Genomic DNA, 16843 nt, shown 5'->3' with positions numbered 1-16843 from the left:
ACTCCCCGCACCGGCCGCGCGAATCACCACGTGCGGTACGGCCGTGCGCCTGGTGCGGTCGGCCCCGGAGCCGACCGCACCAGGCAACGGCGCTCACAGTGCGGATGCCCGTGCACCACCGTGCGCACCGCCACCCATCCGCCAGGAATCGCACGGTGCGTGGCCCGGCGCACCCGGGCCGGACGTCCGGCCCTCCGCCGCATTGGCGGTACCGGTGCGGCGGCAGGTGCAGCTCCTCCGCGCGGTGCCCCGCGCCACCACGGGCGTTACATCGCGCGGGCACCACCGGCCCCGGGGATCGGGCCAGGCAGAATGTGCCGAGTAGTCACACGACACGGAGGTGCAGCAGCACATGACGCAGAAGCAGCGGCGAAGCTCCAGGGCGGTACAGGCACGAGAGACGGCGCGGGAGAAGGCCGCCCGGTTCCGCGCACAGGAAGACGAGCGTCTCCGCATCGCTGAGAAAGCGATCTTGCTCCAGGAGGAGATCGAAACCTTCGACGAGGAGACCGAGCGGCGCATCGCCAAGTTGCGCGAGGAGCGCGACGGACAGCTGGTGCAGAAGCGGGAGCAGATCGACGCTCTTGTGGTCGAGATGCTCGACACCGACGTTCACGCCCAGCAGGCAGCGGAGCGTCTGGGCATGTCGGTGGCTCAGGTCCGGACAGCGAAGCGGAACTTCGACAAAACGGTGGCTGCCCTCGCCGAGCAGAGCACGGGTGCAGTCGCTGCGGCCGAGTTCACTCCGGCCGCGGCCGCGCCGCCCGGCGGCAAGGAGGGGCCAGCACTGTCCGAGACCGGTGTGGCGCCGCAGACAGAGACAGATGAGGCTCCGGCGGCCTACAACTTCCCGCCGCCCGGTGGGCCGGTGACGGTCCCCTCCCAGGACGGTTCACCGGAGACCGCTGAGGCGGCAACCCTTCCGCCAGGAGCGACTGGCTGAACTCGTTTACCAGCGCCGAAGGCCCCTCCCTCGGATGGTTACCCATCCGCCAGGGCGGGGCCTTCGGCGTTACTGCGGGGGGAACGTTCGCGGCAGCTCAGAACAGCAACATCTGTCCGTCGTCGTCCAGCGCTTCGGGAGCTTCGTCGGTGGCGTCTGCCGGAAAGAGCGGGACGAACGCAGCGCTTGGGTCGGATGCTCGGACGGCGGCCAGATACGACTTCGCGTCGTACCCGGCCGCCAGGGCCTTGCGGACGAGCGGACGTGCCTCGCCCTCCAGCATTGCGGCGGCCAGCGCCTCCAGATCGAGCCCTTGGCGCAGTGCGGCCTGGATCGCTTGCGCCCGCCCGAGCGAGCCGCGTGTGTCGGCGTACCCGAGATGTGCCCGCCCGGCCGCACGGCCCTGGTCGGACATCTGCCGCATGTTCGTGCGCTGCGTCGCGTGCGACAGGTGGTCGATGTGCACGCACAACGATTCGTTGCAGCTGTGCGCGGTGATCGCGCGTGGCGGGAGCGGTCCGTGCACCTGCTCCATCAGCCACCGGTGCACCCGTACGGTGCGTTCGCGGCCGGCTTCGGTCACGACGGCCTTTGCGTAGCCGTCCGTCGTGAGGCTCCGGAGCCAGTAGCGGCATCCGTGCGGTACCAGAATGCTGCGCTCGTCTACGTACGCCCGTGCCTGTTCGGTGCTCTCGCCCACCGTGCTCCCCCGCTCGTCCGGTGCTGGCGATCATCATCCTGCCAGGGCCCGGCCGGCGGGGGCTCACTGCTCGGCGGATTCCTCGCGGACCTTGTCGAGCAGCGTGCGGGCGTGCGCGGTGACGCTGAAGCCGAACGTGGCCTGGACATCCTCAACGGTCAGCTCAGGCCGCTTCGCCAGGAGCTCGCGGAGCTTGTCCTGGCGGGCCGCATGCAGCAGACGTTCCGCGTACCCCTGTGTGACCCCCACCTCTTCGGCGAGCTTCGACGCGGTAAGCCCGTGAAGGTTCTCATCGAGCAGCTGACGGGTGCGCTTCCGGCGCTCCTGTGCCTGCTGGGTGGCGAAGGGCACGCTGTTGCTCTCCTTGCGGGCCGCACTCAGCAGACGTTCCGCGTGTACGGGGTGGACCCCCAGCTCCTCGGCGAGCTTCGCCGCGGTGAGCGTGGGGTTCTCGTCGAGCAGCTGGCGGGTACGGTCGCGGCGCTCCTGCGCTTCCGGCGTCAGGCGCCGCGGTGCCGCGTTCTTGCTGCCGACCTTGCGGCCGCGGCCGGGCACGCTCCCGGGCCCGGGGCGGTTGGCGTCCCAGTCGAGGATGGTCTTCCGGAACCAGAAGTCGTCACCGCCGACCACCTCGCCGTCCACTTCCTTCCCGCCGAGGTTGAAGTCGCGTTCAGGCAGCCGGGTCTTGGTGCCGTACTTGTAGGTCTGCCAGGTGCTCGGGGTGACCCGGCGCTCCTCCGGCACGGCCAGGCGGGACTCCTCCAGGTCGAGCAGGTCGTAGGGGTGTTCACCGGCCGGCACCGGGGGGAGGTCGAACTTCGGCATCTCGTTGTCGCGCCTGGCACGGGCCTCCTGCATCTGCGCGGCGATCAGCTGCTCCTTGGAGTAGATCCGCCGGCGGGTGCCCTTGCGGTTGAGGAGCTTCAGGCCAGGGATTTCCGTCCAGTGCTTCTTGTCCTTCCAGTAGCCCAGGCTGTAGCCGAAGATGTCGGCCGCAGCCCGGTCGTCAACGGGAGTGACTCCATGGGGGATCATCGGTGTGGTGCTCCTTGGTATGGGTTTCGAGTGCAATAGAGCGGCGCCGGCAAGGTGCCACCCTAACCAACATTGAAAAAAATACCGCACTTGGGCCAGGCGTGGGAAGTCGGGGGCCGGAATTGGTGCCGGCGGGGCCGCCGACGGTGTTCGGCGGTGGCCCCGCCGGAGGTCAGAACAGCGGCTGCTGTTCGTCACGGTCGGGACGGACGGCGCGGCGTGACTGGGCGAAAGCCAGGGCCTCCTCCTCGTCGGCGAATGAATGCTTCCTCAGGACACCCTCCAGGGCACCGAGCAGCCCGGCCCGGCGCTGCATCGTGTTGTAGACGCGCTCGGTCTCCAGGAGGGAGCGGAGAAGGAGGTAGTGCTGCTCGTCCTCGCCGCACACCTCACGCAGCACCTCGATCATCGGCTGTGCCGCGTTGAAGCTGATCGACTCGTCCAGCGGCCGGCCGGGGAACGGCTCGCCGGTCTCCTCCGCGTAGATCAGCGGCAGGCTGTCCTCGACCTCGTGCTTGTCAAAGACCCAGAGGCGGCGGATCAGGTGCAGTTCATCGAGCGTGATCAGCGTGAGGTCGCTGACGTAGTCCGGGCCGTGGGACCGAATCCAGGTCTGGGCCCGCAGCAGGCGCCGCAGCCAGTCCTCCCGTGCGCTCTGGAGGTACGGCCCGTGGACCAGGCGGTCGCGATGGACGAGCAGTGATCCGTTCATCTTCCGGAAGTCACGCAGGTGCCGGTCGTCCTCGATGTCGAGTGCGTCGCGCAGGGAGAGCAGCGGACGCATCCAGCTCAGTTCTTCGTCGTTGGTGACCATCGCGGCCAGGCTCTTGTCCTGCTCGACCATCGTGCAGGTCCAGCAGCCCATGCGACTGTCTCCGCAGCTCGGGGTGGAGGTGTCCACCACGAGCGGGCATTCGCTGTCGGCGGAGGCTCCCCGGTACATCGCCAGGAGGTCCTTGTTGGAGTGCCCCCACGGGTTTCGGTACTGCATCAGCGCCATCCAGACCTCATCGGTCGTGAACGCTTCGATGGGGCTGTAGACGAGGGAATTGGGGAGGCTGCCGTGCGGGCTGACCCGGTCGCGGACGCGGCCCTTCTCGTGGCGCCGCATCGCGCGGCCGCGGGCCTGGCTCTCGGTCTTGCGGATACCCAGGACGAGGATCACCTGGCCGTGCTCGCTGACCACGTTCTGGATGAACGCGTTAGATGGTTTGATCTTCAATCTTTCGGTGCACCAGCGGAATTTCGGCCGGGGTGCGGCGTAGCCGCGGCCGATCAGGCTGACCCAGAAGGTGTCTTCCGGCTTCGGAGTGAGGCGGTGCGGCTCGATCGGCAACTGCTGTTCGGCGGCCGCGGCCCGCATCGCGTCTAGCGACCGGTTCGCCCAGGCGGCGACGACGGGGTTTTCCACCAGCGTGTCCGTGCTGATGACGTACACCGTCTTGGTGCGCTGCTCGATGGGCAGGCCGGCCAGCGCCATCCAGACCAGCATGAGGATCAAGGTGCTGTCCTTGCCGCCGGAATAGCCGACACACCATGGCACGTCGTCGGCACGGTAGAGCTCGCGGATCTCGTCGAGCAGCTCCTGGACGACGTCGTGCATCGGGCGGCCGCCGAAAGGCTGGGGCTTGACCACCTCCAGGGGGAGGAAGACGGGCGTGGGCGTGGACAGGGGGAGCTCCTTCTCGTGGGTGACGGACGGCGGCGCGGCGGGGAGTCGCTGCGCGCCGGGGGATGTTGCGGGGTGCGGCCGGCGCCCGACGGCGCGTAGACCGTCGGGCGCTCGCTCGGCGGGTATTGAACGGGACCTGTCGGCGCGGCCGCCGTCGACTACCGCGCGGCGGCGGCCTGGGCGGCGTAGTCCAGGGCGGCGGCCCGCGGGTCAGCGGCAGCGCCGGCGGGCGGCGTGCGTCGGCGGCCTGCGCCCAGGTGCGGGCGTCCCTCGGCACGCTCGGCGCCGGTGCGGCGGCGGGCGCCGCTCCCCGGACAGTCGGCGGTGGCGGTGCGGGTAGGGCGGTGGTCGATGACGGCGCCGGAGACAAGGGGCTTGTGGAGTCCGCAGCAGGTGCAGCGGACGGTGTCGGACTTCTCCGCCGGGTCGGCGGCGGGGCGGGTGCTGGAGTGCACGGTCGGGTTCTCCTCGGATGAATCGGGTTTCGAGAGGTCCGGGGCGGCGGTGCCAACCGCCGCCCCGGACAGGGGGCGTTCAGAAGAGGCGGTGCGCAGCGTCGGCGAGCTCGGCCGCCGCGCGCAGCGCGGCGGCCGCCTCCTGGGCGGTGCGGCCGCGGGCCAGGCTCCACTGGTGGACGATCACCCGGCGCCACTTCTTCGGGTCGGTGCCCTCGGAGGTTTGGACAGGGGCGCCGTTCAGGTGGTCTGCGAGCACGCGGTACGCCTCTTCGAGGACGGCGGCGACGGCGTCCAGGTCGTACTCGCGGCCGGGGGTCATGCGGTCGCGGCCGGCGGCGACGTCGAGGGCGCCGCCGACGGAGCACCGCCGGTTGATGAGTCGGCCGGGGCCGCTGAACAGGCTGTGGCGGCTCTGGTAGATCCCGACGCGCGCGATGTGCGCGGCGGCCCACTCCAGGAGGGCCCCGGGTGTGGTGGGAATCAGGACGCTGTCGGGTGCGTAGCGGATGCCGGGCACGCTCTTCCTCCTCGTGCGGTCGGGGTTCGAGCGCCCCGGGGGCGGCGGTGTCAACCGCCGCCCCCGGGGCGGGGCGGTTAGGTGCGCAGGACGTGCTGAAGGGGGAAGCCGAGCCAGGTGCGCCTGCCCTCGCACTGGGTGTCGCCGTCGCGTGAGGCGGGGGCCTCGCTCAGGGCGGAGGTGTAGAGGGTGGTGCCGCAGTGCCCGCAGTGCCCGCGCTGGTGGAGGGCCTCGGCGTCCTCGCCTCCGCACAGGTGGTCCAGGTGGGCGACCAGGAACCGCAGGTCCTCGGGGGCGTACGCGATGAGCTCGGCGTTGGCGCGGGAGTCGGCGATGTCCTCGGCGGGAGTCTCGGTGTCTTCGGGGCCGTCGTGGTTGACGGCGATCTCGGCCACGCGCATGTCGTCCGCGTCCGTGACGACAAAGTCGGTGTGCACGGCCTCGGGGTGATCGGCGTCGACGAGGCCGCCGTCTCGGGTGTAGACGAACTCCTCGGCGGACCAGGGCGCGCGGGTCGCGGCGGCCAGGCGGGCGCGGATCTCGGCGAACCTGGCCGTCTGGTTGGCCTCTTCGGGGAGGTGGGCGGCCTGGGTGAGGTCGAGCCGGTAGCCGACTGCCTCACCGATGGGCCCCTCGTGCTTGCACAGGGGCAGCCATACGGGGCGGTTGCCCTCGTGCAGCTGGTTGGTCCAGCCGAGCAGACCGTCGTCCGTCAGGTCGGACGGCTCGATGCGGCGCTGCTCTCCGCTGGTGGTCCAGTACGTGCCGTCGGTGCTCAGCACATGAGCAGTGCCCCGCTGTCGGATCAGACGGAGGTGGGCGGCGTCGAACGGTGCGTCCGGGTCATGGTCGGTGAGGATGTCGCGGACGGCGGCGGCGATGTGCGCGCACGCGATGCGGGCCAGTCGGTCCTCGGCGCGCTGGAGGCGTTCGTGGGCGTCGTCGAGAGCGAGGGTCAGGGTGCTGTCGTCGACGGTGTACGGGGTGGCGGTCATGGGTTCCTTCCGGTTCGGTGCGGGGTTTCGAGGGGACCGGGGCGGTGGTGCCATCCACCGCCCCGGTGAGAGCGGGCAGTTCGTGGGTACGGGCGCGGTTTCCGCCCGCAGGCGGGCGGAAGTAACGGATAGGGGCAGAGGGAGGACAGTGACGGTTCACCCCCGGCCGCCCTGGCGACGCGGGTAACCGGCCCGCGTTTTTGCCACTGCCCGCGCGCCGCGTCACCCCGCGTCAGGGGCTGATGAGTGTGGACGGTGCATGGTGCCGTCCGGGGTGGGGGTTCGAGTGCGTCCGGGGGCGGCGGTGCCATCCGCCGCCCCCGGCGTTGATTCAGTCGATGACTGCGACCTGCTCCCCGGTCGCGTATTCGACGGCGTCGCCAGAGGAGTAGGTGACGCGGACTCGACCGTTCGGCATGTCCGTGACCGCATCCACGAGATAGGGCAGCTCGTCGCTGTTGATCACGACTCGGTCGTTGCGCATCAGGCAGTCCGCAGTGATCAACTCGGTTCGATCGTTCATCTGCATCGCATCTCCTGCGGTGGGTTTCGATGGAGTGACGTTGGTCGGGGTGCCACCCCCTCCCAACGAGTTCAATATTACCAGCTTAGCGCCTGATTTCCAAGGGTGCCGGACACCGGGGGACGAGTCGAGCACCGGGGACCGGCCGCCGATGGCGGCGGCCGGTCCCCGGCTGGCTCCTACTCCGTTCCGGCTGCCGCGCCCGCCGGAACGGCGGCCCACTCGCGGCGCGGGGTGATGCCCAGGTCTTCAAGGACCGGGTCAAGGCTCCCGTTGTCCGGCACCCATTCCCAGTCGGCCCCTTCGATGCCGGGGTTGTCGGAGAACGTGAGGATGTACGAACGGCCCGACGTGCGGGAGTCGCCGCACACCGCTTGCGCCTCGCGGCGGGTCATCGCCCAGAGGGCGCGCTTGCGGGCCCGGCGGGTGTTCTTCGAGACGATGAGCACCATGGCTTGCGCCTCCTGCCCCTCCGCGGCGGGGGGCGCACCGGTCGGCCTGACCGTCGGGCTGTGGTAGCAGTGGGCACAGACGCGCGCCTCGGGGTCCCAGCGGCTGGAATGACACATGGGGCACGTCTCGGCCGCCGGCGCCCGCTCCTCGACGGCCGGAGCCTGCTCGGCCTGCTCCTGGTGCTCGACGGGCTCCGGCGCGGGTGCGGCCGCCGGGGGCTCCTCCTCGACGGCGGGGGGCTCGGGCTCTGCCGCCGGAGCGGGCTCGATGGCGCGCACCAGGCCCCGCCCGGGGCCACCGCTCCACCCGCCGCCCGAGTACGCGTACCCGGCGGTGGCCAGCAGGGCGGCGACCTCGGCCAGCAGCGGCTTCGACCACACCGAGTCAGTGAACTTCACCCCGTCCGGCGCGGTGATCGTTACCGGCTGGTGGGCCTTGTGCGGCTGGTTGTTCCCGTTCAGCCACGTCAGAGTTGCCTCGGTGGCGTTCCACCTGCATTCGACCTTGACCCGCTTCGGAATCTTCGGGTCGCTGCGCTTCTTCTTCGGCTTCGGCTTGGCGGCCAGGGCCTCGCGGACCGCGCTCGCCGGTGTGGCCTCGGAGGCTTCCCGGGCCCCGCGGAGAGTGGGCACCTTGCCGTCAGCGAGGAACGCGCGCATCGCCTCCCCGGGGCATCGCGCCCGGACCTTCGTGTAGTCCGCGGTGTGCGTGCCGACCCGGCCGCCGTCGAAAGTGGCGTCCTCCGCGCTCATCACCTGCTTCGGGGCAAGCCGCAGGTTCCACGCGACGGACAGCGACTTGGGGTTGACCCTGACCACCTCGTACCAGTCGCCGAGGTATCGCACGAAGTCGCCGGGTGCGAAGTCGCCGGGCCCCCAGACTTTGACGCCTTCGGCCTTGGCCTTCTCGACGATCGCCTCCCAGTAGGCGATCTCCTCGGTGTAATCCTGGATGTTCCGGGCGTGCCGGTCGACCGAGCTGTAACCCTTCTCGACGGCCTCCGCGTGGTGCCGCTCCTGCCCACGCAGGTCGGCCCGCAGCTTCTCCAGCCGCCGCAACGTGCGGTGCGGGTCGTTGCGGTACGCCGCATAGTTTTCGGCCGCCCGGGTCCGATCCGACCAGTACCCCGCGCGGTCGCGATCCTCGAACGACTTCCGCATGTTGTTGTCGATCCGCGCGGCGTCGCGGCGGGCGCGGCCCTCGCTGTGGTGGCCGACCAGAATCGGCTGGCCCCCCTCGAACCGCTGCGAGAGCTGGTCTGCGGCCGCTCGCCGGCCATCAGCCGAGGCGACGGCCCGGCCCGCGCGGTCGCTGAACCGGTCGGCCCGCTCGTCCGCGCGCTCCTCGCGGGCGGCCTCGGCCTCGGCGAAGGACCGGCGGCGGTCCTCGTCGATCTCGATCGTGACCTCGTGGCCAGCCGCGCGCAGTGCCTCGGCCGCCCGGTTGATCCGCCACATGTCGGCTTCCTTGTCCTGTGAACGCCGGATGTAGAGGCCGTCCACGTTCCGCGAGAACCAGAAGCCGTGATGCCGCACGATCTCAAAGACGCCGTCCCCCTTGCGGGAGCCGGTGAGGATCGTGCCGTCGGCGCGGGTGTGGGTGATGGTGAGGGCGTCCTTTGCAGGGTTTTCGGTCATGGGAATGCCTTTCGTTGTACGGGTTTCGAGTGGTGGCGCTGGCCGGGGTGCCATCCCCTTCCAACACGCTCAATACTACCAGCTTTGAGCCCGATCATCTAGCAGGAAAGACGGTCTGAGCTGGGATTTTCTGACTTCCCCCTCCCCCTGTAGGGGAGGGGGAAGCGGGGCTAGCGGGCGTGGTGCGGGTCCGTCGGTTCAGAACAGAGCGGACTGCCCGGCTTCCTCGGCGTTCTGCTCCTTCTGCTGACGGTGGAGCAGGGAGAGGAGCGGGGCCTGGCGGGCGGCCGCGTCCCGCCTCCGGGCCTGGAGTTCCTCGGCGGTGGCCCAGCGGACCAGTTGTTCATGGTCGGCCAGGCCGGGGGCGTCGTCGGTGAGGGTGTACCGGATGTACGGCTGCTGGAGCCGGTTTCGGATCTCGGCCCGGGTCATGACCCAGTCCGGCCCGTAGGCGCCGGCCACCGTGAGCGGGGTGCCGTCCGGGGCGCGGTAGCTGCGGACGGCGAATCCGTCCGCGCGGTAGAGAGTGGGGCGGTCCTTCTTCTGCGCGGCCTCGGTGAGTCTCAAGTCGGTGAGGCCGCCCTGGACCAGGTGGTGGGCGACGGTGTGCTGACGGGTGACGCGCGGCATCGCGCTCCTCTCCGTGTGATGCGGTGGGGCGGCGGATGTGCCGCCGCCCCACCGGAGCCGGGTCGGTCAGTTCTTGGGCTTGGGCTTGGGCTTGGGCTTGGGCAGGAGGGTCTTCATGGACTCGGCGCGGGCGCTGCTGGCGGGGCAGGGTGCGAGGAGCTGCGTCAGCAGCGGCCGCAGGGTGTCGACGTCGTCGGCCTTGCGGGCGCGTTCGGTTCGGTCAAGCAGCTGCTCGATGTGCTCGGCCGTGGTCGGGTGGGTGGTCTCCTGGCAGGGGCAGACGGCGGGGGGCTCGCCGATCAGGGCGGCGACCTTCGCGGCCTGGTCCTCGAAGTCGATGCATCCCTCGTGCCTCCACACCGGCCGGGGGGTGTTGTCCCCATTGCGGCCGCGCAGGTGCGACCACCAGCGGACGACGACCTTCCCGTCCAGACAGCACGTCAGTTCCCACGGATTGTCAGATCCCGGGTAGCCGGTGATGTTCCCGTGCTCGTCCTCCGGGCGCCAGGCCAGTTCGGCGACACGGCCGAGGGCGATTCCGGCGCTGAGGATGTTGCGGCGGGTGGGCTTCAGGCGCGGAGAGAGCCACGGGACGATGCCCTGTGCGGGGGCGGCCGGGATGGCGGGAGGGGCCGCGGGGTCGATGTCGCCGGAGTCGACCAGGTCGGCCAGGTGCGCGGCGGCCTGGTGGCGGTCGTCGTGGCGGCTTTCCTCGGCGTGGCCGTGGGGGCGGGCGTACCACTCTCCGTGGAAGCGGTGGATGTCGCCGCCGGGCTGGCCGTCGACGGTGACGGGGTAGCGGCCGCGGGCGTTGCGTACGCCGATCTCGTAGCGCTCTTCGGCGGGCGTGCTGGTGGTCGTGGTGGTCAAGGTGGTTCCTCTCGTCGGGGGTGTGGGTTTCGAGTGGCGCCCGGGGCGGCGGTGCCAACCGCCGCCCCGGGCAGGGCGGACCGGGGTCCGGTCGGGGGCGTCTCCCGGCGGGCTGCCGGGGTCAGCCGGTTACTTCGCGGGCAGGAGGAACGCGTTCGTGGGAGCGTCCTGGGGAAGCTGTCGCTCCGGGGCGAGGATGTAGAAGGGGCGCTTGCGGCCGTCCCCTTGGACGGTCCAGGCGTAGAGGTCTCCGGCCTTGTGCTGCCGCGGTCCGCCGCCGGTGAAGAAGCTCCCGCTGTCGAGCATCACGGGGTCGGCGGTGGCCCAGTGGTGACCGTCGGCGACCCATCGCCGGTAGACCGTCCGCAGGGAATGGGGGCCGCCGGTGCGGACCTCCCACGTCTCGGCTTCGGCGTCGTTGAGGTCGGTGACCTTCTGGACCTTGGTGATGCGCAGAGAACTCGGGTCCGGTGCCGTGATCGTCTCGGCGCACTCGATACGGGCGGCGTATCGGGACGGCCAGTGCGTGAGGGACCGGCCGACCGGCATGGTCGTCAGGTGGTCCGCGAAGGAGCGCGCCTCGTCCTTGGTTGCGCGCCGGTTGTCGTGCAGCGACTGGGCGGCAAGTGCGGCGGCCTTGCCGATCGTGGGCATCGGCACGGACACGGGCCGCTCGGTGCCGTTGGGGAAGGTGTGGACCAGTGTGAACTTCACGGTTCCTCCGTGGGTGGGGTTTCGAGTGGGTCCGGGGCGGCGGTGCCATCCGCCGCCCCGGCGGGGCCTTCTTCTACCAGCCGGGCGGTACCGGCTCCTCGTACTGGGAGGGGGCTTCGATCTCGCGGGTGTACCCGCCGTCGCGCTCCTCGTCGTAGTTTTCGCACTCGGGGTCGCAGGGCTCCCCTTCGTCCGCGCCGCAGTCGTCGCAGGGCTCTTCGAGGTCGATGTACGCAGGCATGTCGGGCCTTCTTCCGGTCGGGTTTCGAGTGGTTTCGCTGTCCGGGGTGCCACCCCCTTCCAACAAGCTCAATACTACCAGTTTTAGACCTGATTCCCTAGCGGGGAAGGGCCTTTGATCTGGGGTTTTCAGTCGGGAATGACGGGGAGGTTGAGCGGCGCCCACTGGTCGCCGCTCCAGTACTGCCAGGCGTTCACGTGGGGGTCGCTGGCCTTCAGGTCGCGGGCGAGCCGGGGCAGGAACGGGGCGTCGGCGCGGGCGAGCCGGTCGGGCGCGGCGGCAATGGCGATGAACACGACGGGCTCCTTCTCTGCGTCGAGTCCGCGGAGCAGGCTTGCCTGCCGTCGCGTGCACTCCGCGATTTTCAGGGCGGTCTCGTGCTCGGTGATCAGGTGCTCCAGTACTTCCTCCTCGGGCAGGGGTTCGCCGCCCATGCGGGAGGCTGCGGCGAATTCGTGGACGGCCCGGTGATCGGCGGCCGTGGCCGGGAAAAACCAGGTACCTCCGCCGTTTCCCTGGTTCTCGATGACGCCCACGCAGCGCTTCCCCTCGTTGAGGGTGGCGTTGTAAACGATGCCGCAGCCCATTTCCATCTGCTGGAAGTCGGTGAGGGTGTAGCGGTCGTGGGGGACGTGAAGTCCGGTGTGGGGAAGCTGGATCAGGTCGGTCATTGGGGTCCTCTCGCAGGGTGAGGCACCACCGGTGGGTGATGCCGAGACGTGGCGGCGCACGGTGCCGGCCACGGGCGGCGGGTCGTCGCCCGTGGCGGTCCGTGACCACCGTGGGGCGCGGCCGCGTCGGGGGCCTGGGGCCTGTCGGCGCGGCCGCGCTCCGCGATGGTCAGTTCCGGGTGGGGCCCAGTGCCCCGGCGGGGCCGGGGCACTGGGCCAGTGCCGCGCCGGTTTCAGGCGGTGGCGCGGGCGATACGGAGCAGCGTGTCCACCACGGTTACCGGCTCGTCGAAGAGTGTGACGGTGACGCGGTTAAACGCCAGGCTGGCGCTTCCGCGTTCGTACTCGTAGTCGGCGCGGTAGTCGATCCGGTGCTCCTCGTCCCCCTGGGCGAGGAGTGCGAACGTGGGCCATGGGGCGGTGAGGCACTCGCAGTTGTGATCGTGGCGGCAAAAGTCGCGATCCTCGGCCCATGCCCGCATCCGCTCGTAGGCGGCGGGGGTGATGCCGTCCAGCGAGACGTGCGCGCGGTCTCCGTGCGACTCGGACAGGATGTGCGCGGTGAAGTGCGCGGACCGGACCACGCACCAGGTATCGCCGTGCTGTTCGTGCGAGCCGTTGTGGATGCTGCCCCGGCCGCCGTCTGCCTCGATCAGGATCAGGGCGGCGGTGTGCGCGGCGGCCTTGGCGGCCGCGCGGGCGGCCTCGACTGCCATACGCAGGCTGGTGGAACTGGCTTCGGACATGGTGGGGTTCATCGTGTTCCTTGTCGTGGAGGGCTTCCGCGGGCGTGGCCCGGGAGGTACCGAAGTGCGGGATGCGCGCCGGGCGGCGCTGAAGACGTGCGGCCGTCGCCCGACGGCTGACTGCTGGACGGACGGGCGCGCGGCAGGTCGGTCTGGGTGTGGTCGGCGCGGCCGCGCCGGGGGCATGTGCCCGACGGAGCGGCCGCGCCCTGCGGTGGTCAGTTCGTCTGCGTGGTCGCCCCGGGGCCGTTCGGTCCCACGAAGATGACGTTCACGTGCGTGCGCCCCTCGCGCAGACCTCGCACTCCTCGGCGGCTGTGCCAGGCACGCGGTGTGTCGGCCACGATCCGCCGGGCGGCGGTGCGCGAGCAGTCGCACCCGTATTCGTCGCAGACGGGCAGCCGGGTCTCGAAGTCGGCGACCGGCGTGCAGAATCCGCCGTCGTTGTCGATTAGCGCGTCGTACCAGTAGACGCGCCCGGTCTCCGTGCGGACCGTGTCCGCGTGGGTGCTCCGGTGGGCTTGGGTGAGGGCCTCGCGGTAGGCGCGGGCGTCCTGGGTCTTCACGTGGTGACTCCTCGGTTGTTCGGGTTTCGAGCGGGGGCCGGGGCGGCGGTGCCATCCGCCGCCCCGGCGGGGGTGTTAGCTCATGTCCCAGTTCACGCGGCGGCGCGTAACCGGGGTAAGGGCGCGCTCCATGCGGAGGGACTGGAGGCGGGCCGGGTCGTTGCGGTAGCCGGTGGTGGAAAGTGCCGCGCGGACGGCAGCCCGGTCCCGGCGGTGGGCGGCGGTCTGGTACGCCTTCCGTACGCCGGGCTTGGCCCAGACGTTCGCGCTCCGGCTGTACTGCGGGTATCCGTCGTCGAGCCGTACCGCCGTGGTCAGGATTCCGGCGCGGGCGGCGGCCCGGTCGTCGACTCCGAGCACACGGGTGGGGTTGCCCTTGCGGGCCGGGCGGGGGCGACGGTGGTGGGTGGTGCGGGACATGACGTCCTCCTGTGGTGTGGGTTTCGAGGGGGTTCGCTGTCCGGGGTGCCATCCCCTTCCAACAAGCTCAATACTACCAGCATTGGACCGGATCGCATAGCGGAAAGGGGCCTCTGGCCAGGCTTTTTCCTGAACTTCCATGATCCTTTAGGAGGGGTCCGGGCCGCGCCGACCACGGCAAAGACTCCGCCCCACGGGCTGACTGGCTGTTACCCGCGTTCTCCGACGTAGAGGCTCACGCTGGTCTCGTCGGCCTGCGGCGGGAGCTGTCCGAAGGGGACGCGCAGAACTGTCCAGCGCTGGGGTTCCCGGTCGCTACAAGGGCACACGTTCTCACGGCCGAACTTCTCGGCTGCGGTGTCGGCGAGTTCTCGGGCCGTCACCTCGTTGGTGGCCGTCGAGTAGACGACGAGTGCGGGCGCTTCGGTCTCGGGACCCCATCCGTAGACGACAACCCAGGTGGTCATGGTGAGCACGTTCATTGGCCTGATCCTTCGCGCGGTGCGGTCGGTGTTTCGAGAGGGGGCCGGGGCGGTGGTGCCATCCGCCGCCCCGGCGGGGTAGTTCTGGCGGCGCGCCCCTGGCGGGAGCGCACCGGCCGCCGGTCCGGCAGCGCGGCCGTCGCCCGGCGGCGGATGCGGGTTCAGCCGTCGTCGGCTCCCGCACTATGGCGGGCCGGTCGGCGCGCTCCGCTGGACAGGGGAGCGGCCGGACCTGCGTGGCTCAGCAGGTGATGTAAGCGGGAAAGCCTTCGTCGCCCCAACCGGCGGCCGCGTGCTCGGCCCTGGTGACCTCTCGCCAGACTGCGGGCGCGTTCTCGCTGTGCCACTTGTTCGCGTGCAGCCTCTGGGCTTCGCCCTTGTGCACGGCGGTGCCGCACTTGCAGAGCATGAAGGGGTCATATTTGATAGCCGCTGTTCCTGGCTTGGTGGCCATTTCTGGGCCTTTCTTCGCTGTGATGGGGTTTCGAGCGGGCACGGGGCGGCGGTGCCATCCGCCGCCCCGGGAAGAGCTGCTCACATGCTGCTTACCTGTCCGGCCGTGCTGTTGAGCGGCTGGCCCTGCTCGCGCTGCTGGGCGGCCTCGATCATGTCGGCGCGCTCCTCCTGGTAGGCGGCGTGGGCTGCTTCCTCTGCTGCGCGCTCCGCTTCGCCCGTCTCCTCCGCCTCGTCCGGGGTGGCGGTGGTGGTGGCCAGGATTGCGCGGGCGGCGCGAACGACCGTTGCGCTTGCGGCGGCGAGCGTCTCGCGGACTTCCTCGGCGGTCCGGCCTGCCCAATCCGCGATGTACGGAACGGACGTAAGGGCGGCGTCCAAACCGGCCACCCCCGCCACGATGTACGCGACGGATTCGGCCTCGCACTCCATGCGGCCCTGGTGGCGGCGGTACTCGGCCATGTCCACCGCGAGGTGTCCGCACTCGACGTGTCCGACTTCGTGGGCGAGCGTGATCACACGGTGTGCCTCGGGGTCGCTGGCCTGGATGCCGATTACGCCGGTCTCGGGGTCGGTGTACCCGTCCGCGCGGCCGGTGGTCTTCACGCTGACGGCGTATCCGTGGCCTTGGGCGTGGACCGTGAGGCGCTCCCACAGTTCGGCCGGGGCGTCACCCTGCACCTTCCCGCCGAGCGCGTAGTCGGCCTCCTCGTCCTCCTGCGGGGCGGCCTGCCCCTCGGTGGGGTCAGTCTGGCTGATGTCGAAAACGGGAACCGACTTGAACCGGAGCCACTTTTTCTCTTGGCCGTTCTCGTCCAGGACCGGCGCGTCGTTCTCGTCCTTCTGCTTTCCGGTCATGGGGGCAAAGATGCGCAGACTCGTTTCCCCCTTGCGGACGGAGCGGCCGTGCTCCTTCCACTGCTTGAAAGAGCGGACCTGGGTGGCGTGCGGGCACTGGGCCAGGATCAGCAACATGTTGTTGGCGGAGTAGCGGCCGATGTTCGCGACAGTCGCGCGAAGCATCGCCTTCCACCCGTCGGCGGTGACCAGAGACGCAATCCCGGTGTTCAGCTGCTCGTGAAGCGCTTCCATCTGGGCTTCGCGCTCCTCGGGGGACTTGGTGGAGCGGCGGCGCGTCGTCTTGGTGGCCATCTCGGTGCCTCTCGTTGAAGTGGTGCGGTTTCGAGCGGTGGTCGGGGTGCCAACCCCTCCCAACAAGCTCAATACTACCAGCATTGAGCCGAATTCGGGAGTGGAAAGGGGGCCTGATCAGGCTTTTTTCTAATCCGGCCCCCTCCGGGGCCGGGGCGCTTCCCGCGCGCCCCGGCCGTTCGGGTCATGCCCCGGTGGCAGCCTTCGCCTTGCGCTTGGACTTGACCTTGCCCAGCACGAGGGGGCTACCGGGCTCGGCGTCCTCCACCAGGCCGGGGATCTCGTAGGCGCAGAGGGAAAGCACCTCGCCCACATCGGCCATAAGGCGGCGGGGGTTCCAGCGCCGGTTTCCGAACCCTCGGAAGCTGAGCACCCGGCCGCCATGCTCCCTCTTGCTGTCAACCCACCAGTCCTTTTCGTTGACCAGACGGCTGGCCAGGATGGTTACGGGACGCTGCCACGGGCTCGCCTGAATCGTGAGGCGGGCCGCCAGACCGACCGCGACCCCTTCACCGTCGATCATCTCCACGCGTTCCACGGTTTCCACGGTGACCCGGTAGCTGGTCACCAGACCGCTGTCAGGGTGCCGAGTGCTCACGGTGGCAGTGGGCTCGGCAACCGTGGGGGTGGGGGTGGCAACCGCCTCCCTGATGACCTTCCAGACGGAACCGGGGTACTCGTGGTGGTGCTCGGTGGCAGGCACAACCGCGATGATCTTGAGACCCTCAAAGACCGTAATGGTCGTCTCCGTGACCTCGGCGGTGCGGCGACCATCGGCGGTGCGGTAGTGGGTGGGGCGGGAGTCGCGGTTGACGCTCATTGGGTTCCTCCGGTGTGGTTTCGAGTGGTTCCCGTTGTCCGGGGTGCCATCCCCTTCCAACAAGCTCAATACTACCAGCATTGGACCGGATCGCATAGCGGAAAGGGGTCTCTGACCAGGCTTTTTCCTGAACTTCCATGATCCT

At 70.1% G+C, this 16843-nt stretch carries 21 protein-coding genes; 1 reads left to right on the top strand and 20 read right to left on the bottom strand.

Features of this window, described 5'->3' with window-relative positions; all coding sequences use genetic code 11:
* Window positions 1-352: 352 nt before the first annotated feature.
* Window positions 353-943 (top strand): hypothetical protein, encoded by a 591-nt coding sequence (locus HNQ79_RS29020; protein ID WP_221508277.1) that lies wholly within the window; start codon window positions 353-355, stop codon window positions 941-943.
* 97 nt (window positions 944-1040) lie between these two features.
* Here the strand turns inward: HNQ79_RS29020 and HNQ79_RS29015 are convergent, their stop codons facing one another.
* The 20 genes from HNQ79_RS29015 to HNQ79_RS28920 all read right to left on the bottom strand — a co-directional run bounded on the left by HNQ79_RS29015 (window position 1041) and on the right by HNQ79_RS28920 (window position 16698).
* On the bottom strand, window positions 1041-1643 hold the full coding sequence (locus HNQ79_RS29015; protein ID WP_185035936.1) for an HNH endonuclease: 603 nt from the start codon (window positions 1641-1643) through the stop codon (window positions 1041-1043).
* A gap of 63 nt (window positions 1644-1706) precedes the next feature.
* A complete protein-coding gene (locus tag HNQ79_RS29010) occupies window positions 1707-2678 on the bottom strand; it encodes a hypothetical protein (RefSeq protein WP_185035934.1) in 972 nt (323 codons plus the stop codon).
* Window positions 2679-2850: 172 nt separating this feature from the next.
* Window positions 2851-4314, bottom strand: a complete 1464-nt coding sequence (gene dndC, locus HNQ79_RS29005) for a DNA phosphorothioation system sulfurtransferase DndC (protein ID WP_185035932.1) — start codon at window positions 4312-4314, stop codon at window positions 2851-2853.
* Between the two features lie 194 nt (window positions 4315-4508).
* Window positions 4509-4805, bottom strand: a complete 297-nt coding sequence (locus HNQ79_RS29000) for a hypothetical protein (protein WP_185035930.1) — start codon at window positions 4803-4805, stop codon at window positions 4509-4511.
* A gap of 79 nt (window positions 4806-4884) precedes the next feature.
* On the bottom strand, window positions 4885-5325 hold the full coding sequence (locus HNQ79_RS28995; protein ID WP_185035928.1) for a DUF6197 family protein: 441 nt from the start codon (window positions 5323-5325) through the stop codon (window positions 4885-4887).
* Window positions 5326-5402: 77 nt separating this feature from the next.
* Window positions 5403-6320: a hypothetical protein gene (locus HNQ79_RS28990; RefSeq protein WP_185035926.1), complete on the bottom strand. Its 918-nt coding sequence runs from the start codon at window positions 6318-6320 to the stop codon at window positions 5403-5405.
* 331 nt (window positions 6321-6651) lie between these two features.
* Window positions 6652-6843, bottom strand: coding sequence for a hypothetical protein (locus HNQ79_RS28985; RefSeq protein ID WP_185035924.1), 192 nt, complete (start codon window positions 6841-6843; stop codon window positions 6652-6654).
* 179 nt (window positions 6844-7022) lie between these two features.
* Complete coding sequence (locus tag HNQ79_RS28980) at window positions 7023-8933, bottom strand: DUF3560 domain-containing protein (RefSeq protein ID WP_185035922.1); 1911 nt, start codon at window positions 8931-8933, stop codon at window positions 7023-7025.
* A gap of 198 nt (window positions 8934-9131) precedes the next feature.
* Entirely contained in the window at window positions 9132-9563 is a 432-nt protein-coding gene (locus tag HNQ79_RS28975) for a hypothetical protein (RefSeq protein WP_185035920.1), read from the bottom strand.
* A gap of 66 nt (window positions 9564-9629) precedes the next feature.
* The gene (locus tag HNQ79_RS28970) at window positions 9630-10433 is read right to left on the bottom strand and encodes a hypothetical protein (protein WP_185035919.1); all 804 of its coding nucleotides are present in this window, start codon (window positions 10431-10433) and stop codon (window positions 9630-9632) included.
* Between the two features lie 129 nt (window positions 10434-10562).
* A complete protein-coding gene (locus tag HNQ79_RS28965; RefSeq protein ID WP_185035917.1) occupies window positions 10563-11147 on the bottom strand; it encodes a hypothetical protein in 585 nt (194 codons plus the stop codon).
* A gap of 73 nt (window positions 11148-11220) precedes the next feature.
* Window positions 11221-11388 (bottom strand): hypothetical protein, encoded by a 168-nt coding sequence (locus HNQ79_RS28960; protein WP_185035915.1) that lies wholly within the window; start codon window positions 11386-11388, stop codon window positions 11221-11223.
* 128 nt (window positions 11389-11516) lie between these two features.
* Complete coding sequence (locus HNQ79_RS28955; protein ID WP_185035913.1) at window positions 11517-12059, bottom strand: hypothetical protein; 543 nt, start codon at window positions 12057-12059, stop codon at window positions 11517-11519.
* A gap of 233 nt (window positions 12060-12292) precedes the next feature.
* On the bottom strand, window positions 12293-12805 hold the full coding sequence (locus HNQ79_RS28950) for a hypothetical protein (RefSeq protein ID WP_221508275.1): 513 nt from the start codon (window positions 12803-12805) through the stop codon (window positions 12293-12295).
* Between the two features lie 218 nt (window positions 12806-13023).
* On the bottom strand, window positions 13024-13371 hold the full coding sequence (locus HNQ79_RS28945) for a hypothetical protein (RefSeq protein WP_185035909.1): 348 nt from the start codon (window positions 13369-13371) through the stop codon (window positions 13024-13026).
* A 75-nt stretch (window positions 13372-13446) separates the two neighbouring features.
* Entirely contained in the window at window positions 13447-13791 is a 345-nt protein-coding gene (locus HNQ79_RS28940; RefSeq protein WP_185035907.1) for a hypothetical protein, read from the bottom strand.
* A gap of 209 nt (window positions 13792-14000) precedes the next feature.
* Window positions 14001-14273, bottom strand: a complete 273-nt coding sequence (locus tag HNQ79_RS28935; RefSeq protein ID WP_185035906.1) for a hypothetical protein — start codon at window positions 14271-14273, stop codon at window positions 14001-14003.
* Between the two features lie 241 nt (window positions 14274-14514).
* The gene (locus tag HNQ79_RS28930; protein WP_185035904.1) at window positions 14515-14682 is read right to left on the bottom strand and encodes a hypothetical protein; all 168 of its coding nucleotides are present in this window, start codon (window positions 14680-14682) and stop codon (window positions 14515-14517) included.
* 125 nt (window positions 14683-14807) lie between these two features.
* Window positions 14808-15878, bottom strand: a complete 1071-nt coding sequence (locus HNQ79_RS28925; protein WP_185035902.1) for an ArdC-like ssDNA-binding domain-containing protein — start codon at window positions 15876-15878, stop codon at window positions 14808-14810.
* Between the two features lie 184 nt (window positions 15879-16062).
* Entirely contained in the window at window positions 16063-16698 is a 636-nt protein-coding gene (locus HNQ79_RS28920; protein WP_185035900.1) for a hypothetical protein, read from the bottom strand.
* Between the last annotated feature and the right edge of the window lie 145 nt (window positions 16699-16843).

The organism is Streptomyces candidus (assembly GCF_014207445.1).
Taxonomy (GTDB): domain Bacteria; phylum Actinomycetota; class Actinomycetes; order Streptomycetales; family Streptomycetaceae; genus Streptomyces; species Streptomyces candidus.
This window is presented reverse-complemented; position numbering and strand designations above follow the sequence as displayed.

Excerpts from the sequence above, each read along its gene's own strand:
- HNQ79_RS28920 (WP_185035900.1), bottom strand. The coding sequence starts at position 16,698 with ATGAGCGTCAACCGCGACTCCCGCCCCACCCACTACCGCACCGCCGAT.
- HNQ79_RS29010 (WP_185035934.1), bottom strand. The coding sequence starts at position 2,678 with ATGATCCCCCATGGAGTCACTCCCGTTGACGACCGGGCTGCGGCCGAC.
- HNQ79_RS28990 (WP_185035926.1), bottom strand. The coding sequence starts at position 6,320 with ATGACCGCCACCCCGTACACCGTCGACGACAGCACCCTGACCCTCGCT.
- HNQ79_RS28960 (WP_185035915.1), bottom strand. The coding sequence starts at position 11,388 with ATGCCTGCGTACATCGACCTCGAAGAGCCCTGCGACGACTGCGGCGCG.
- HNQ79_RS28975 (WP_185035920.1), bottom strand. The coding sequence starts at position 9,563 with ATGCCGCGCGTCACCCGTCAGCACACCGTCGCCCACCACCTGGTCCAG.
- HNQ79_RS28940 (WP_185035907.1), bottom strand. The coding sequence starts at position 13,791 with ATGTCCCGCACCACCCACCACCGTCGCCCCCGCCCGGCCCGCAAGGGC.
- HNQ79_RS28935 (WP_185035906.1), bottom strand. The coding sequence starts at position 14,273 with ATGAACGTGCTCACCATGACCACCTGGGTTGTCGTCTACGGATGGGGT.
- HNQ79_RS28985 (WP_185035924.1), bottom strand. The coding sequence starts at position 6,843 with ATGAACGATCGAACCGAGTTGATCACTGCGGACTGCCTGATGCGCAAC.
- HNQ79_RS29020 (WP_221508277.1), top strand. The coding sequence starts at position 353 with ATGACGCAGAAGCAGCGGCGAAGCTCCAGGGCGGTACAGGCACGAGAG.
- HNQ79_RS28930 (WP_185035904.1), bottom strand. The coding sequence starts at position 14,682 with ATGCTCTGCAAGTGCGGCACCGCCGTGCACAAGGGCGAAGCCCAGAGG.
- HNQ79_RS28925 (WP_185035902.1), bottom strand. The coding sequence starts at position 15,878 with ATGGCCACCAAGACGACGCGCCGCCGCTCCACCAAGTCCCCCGAGGAG.
- HNQ79_RS28955 (WP_185035913.1), bottom strand. The coding sequence starts at position 12,059 with ATGACCGACCTGATCCAGCTTCCCCACACCGGACTTCACGTCCCCCAC.
- HNQ79_RS28950 (WP_221508275.1), bottom strand. The coding sequence starts at position 12,805 with ATGTCCGAAGCCAGTTCCACCAGCCTGCGTATGGCAGTCGAGGCCGCC.
- HNQ79_RS28980 (WP_185035922.1), bottom strand. The coding sequence starts at position 8,933 with ATGACCGAAAACCCTGCAAAGGACGCCCTCACCATCACCCACACCCGC.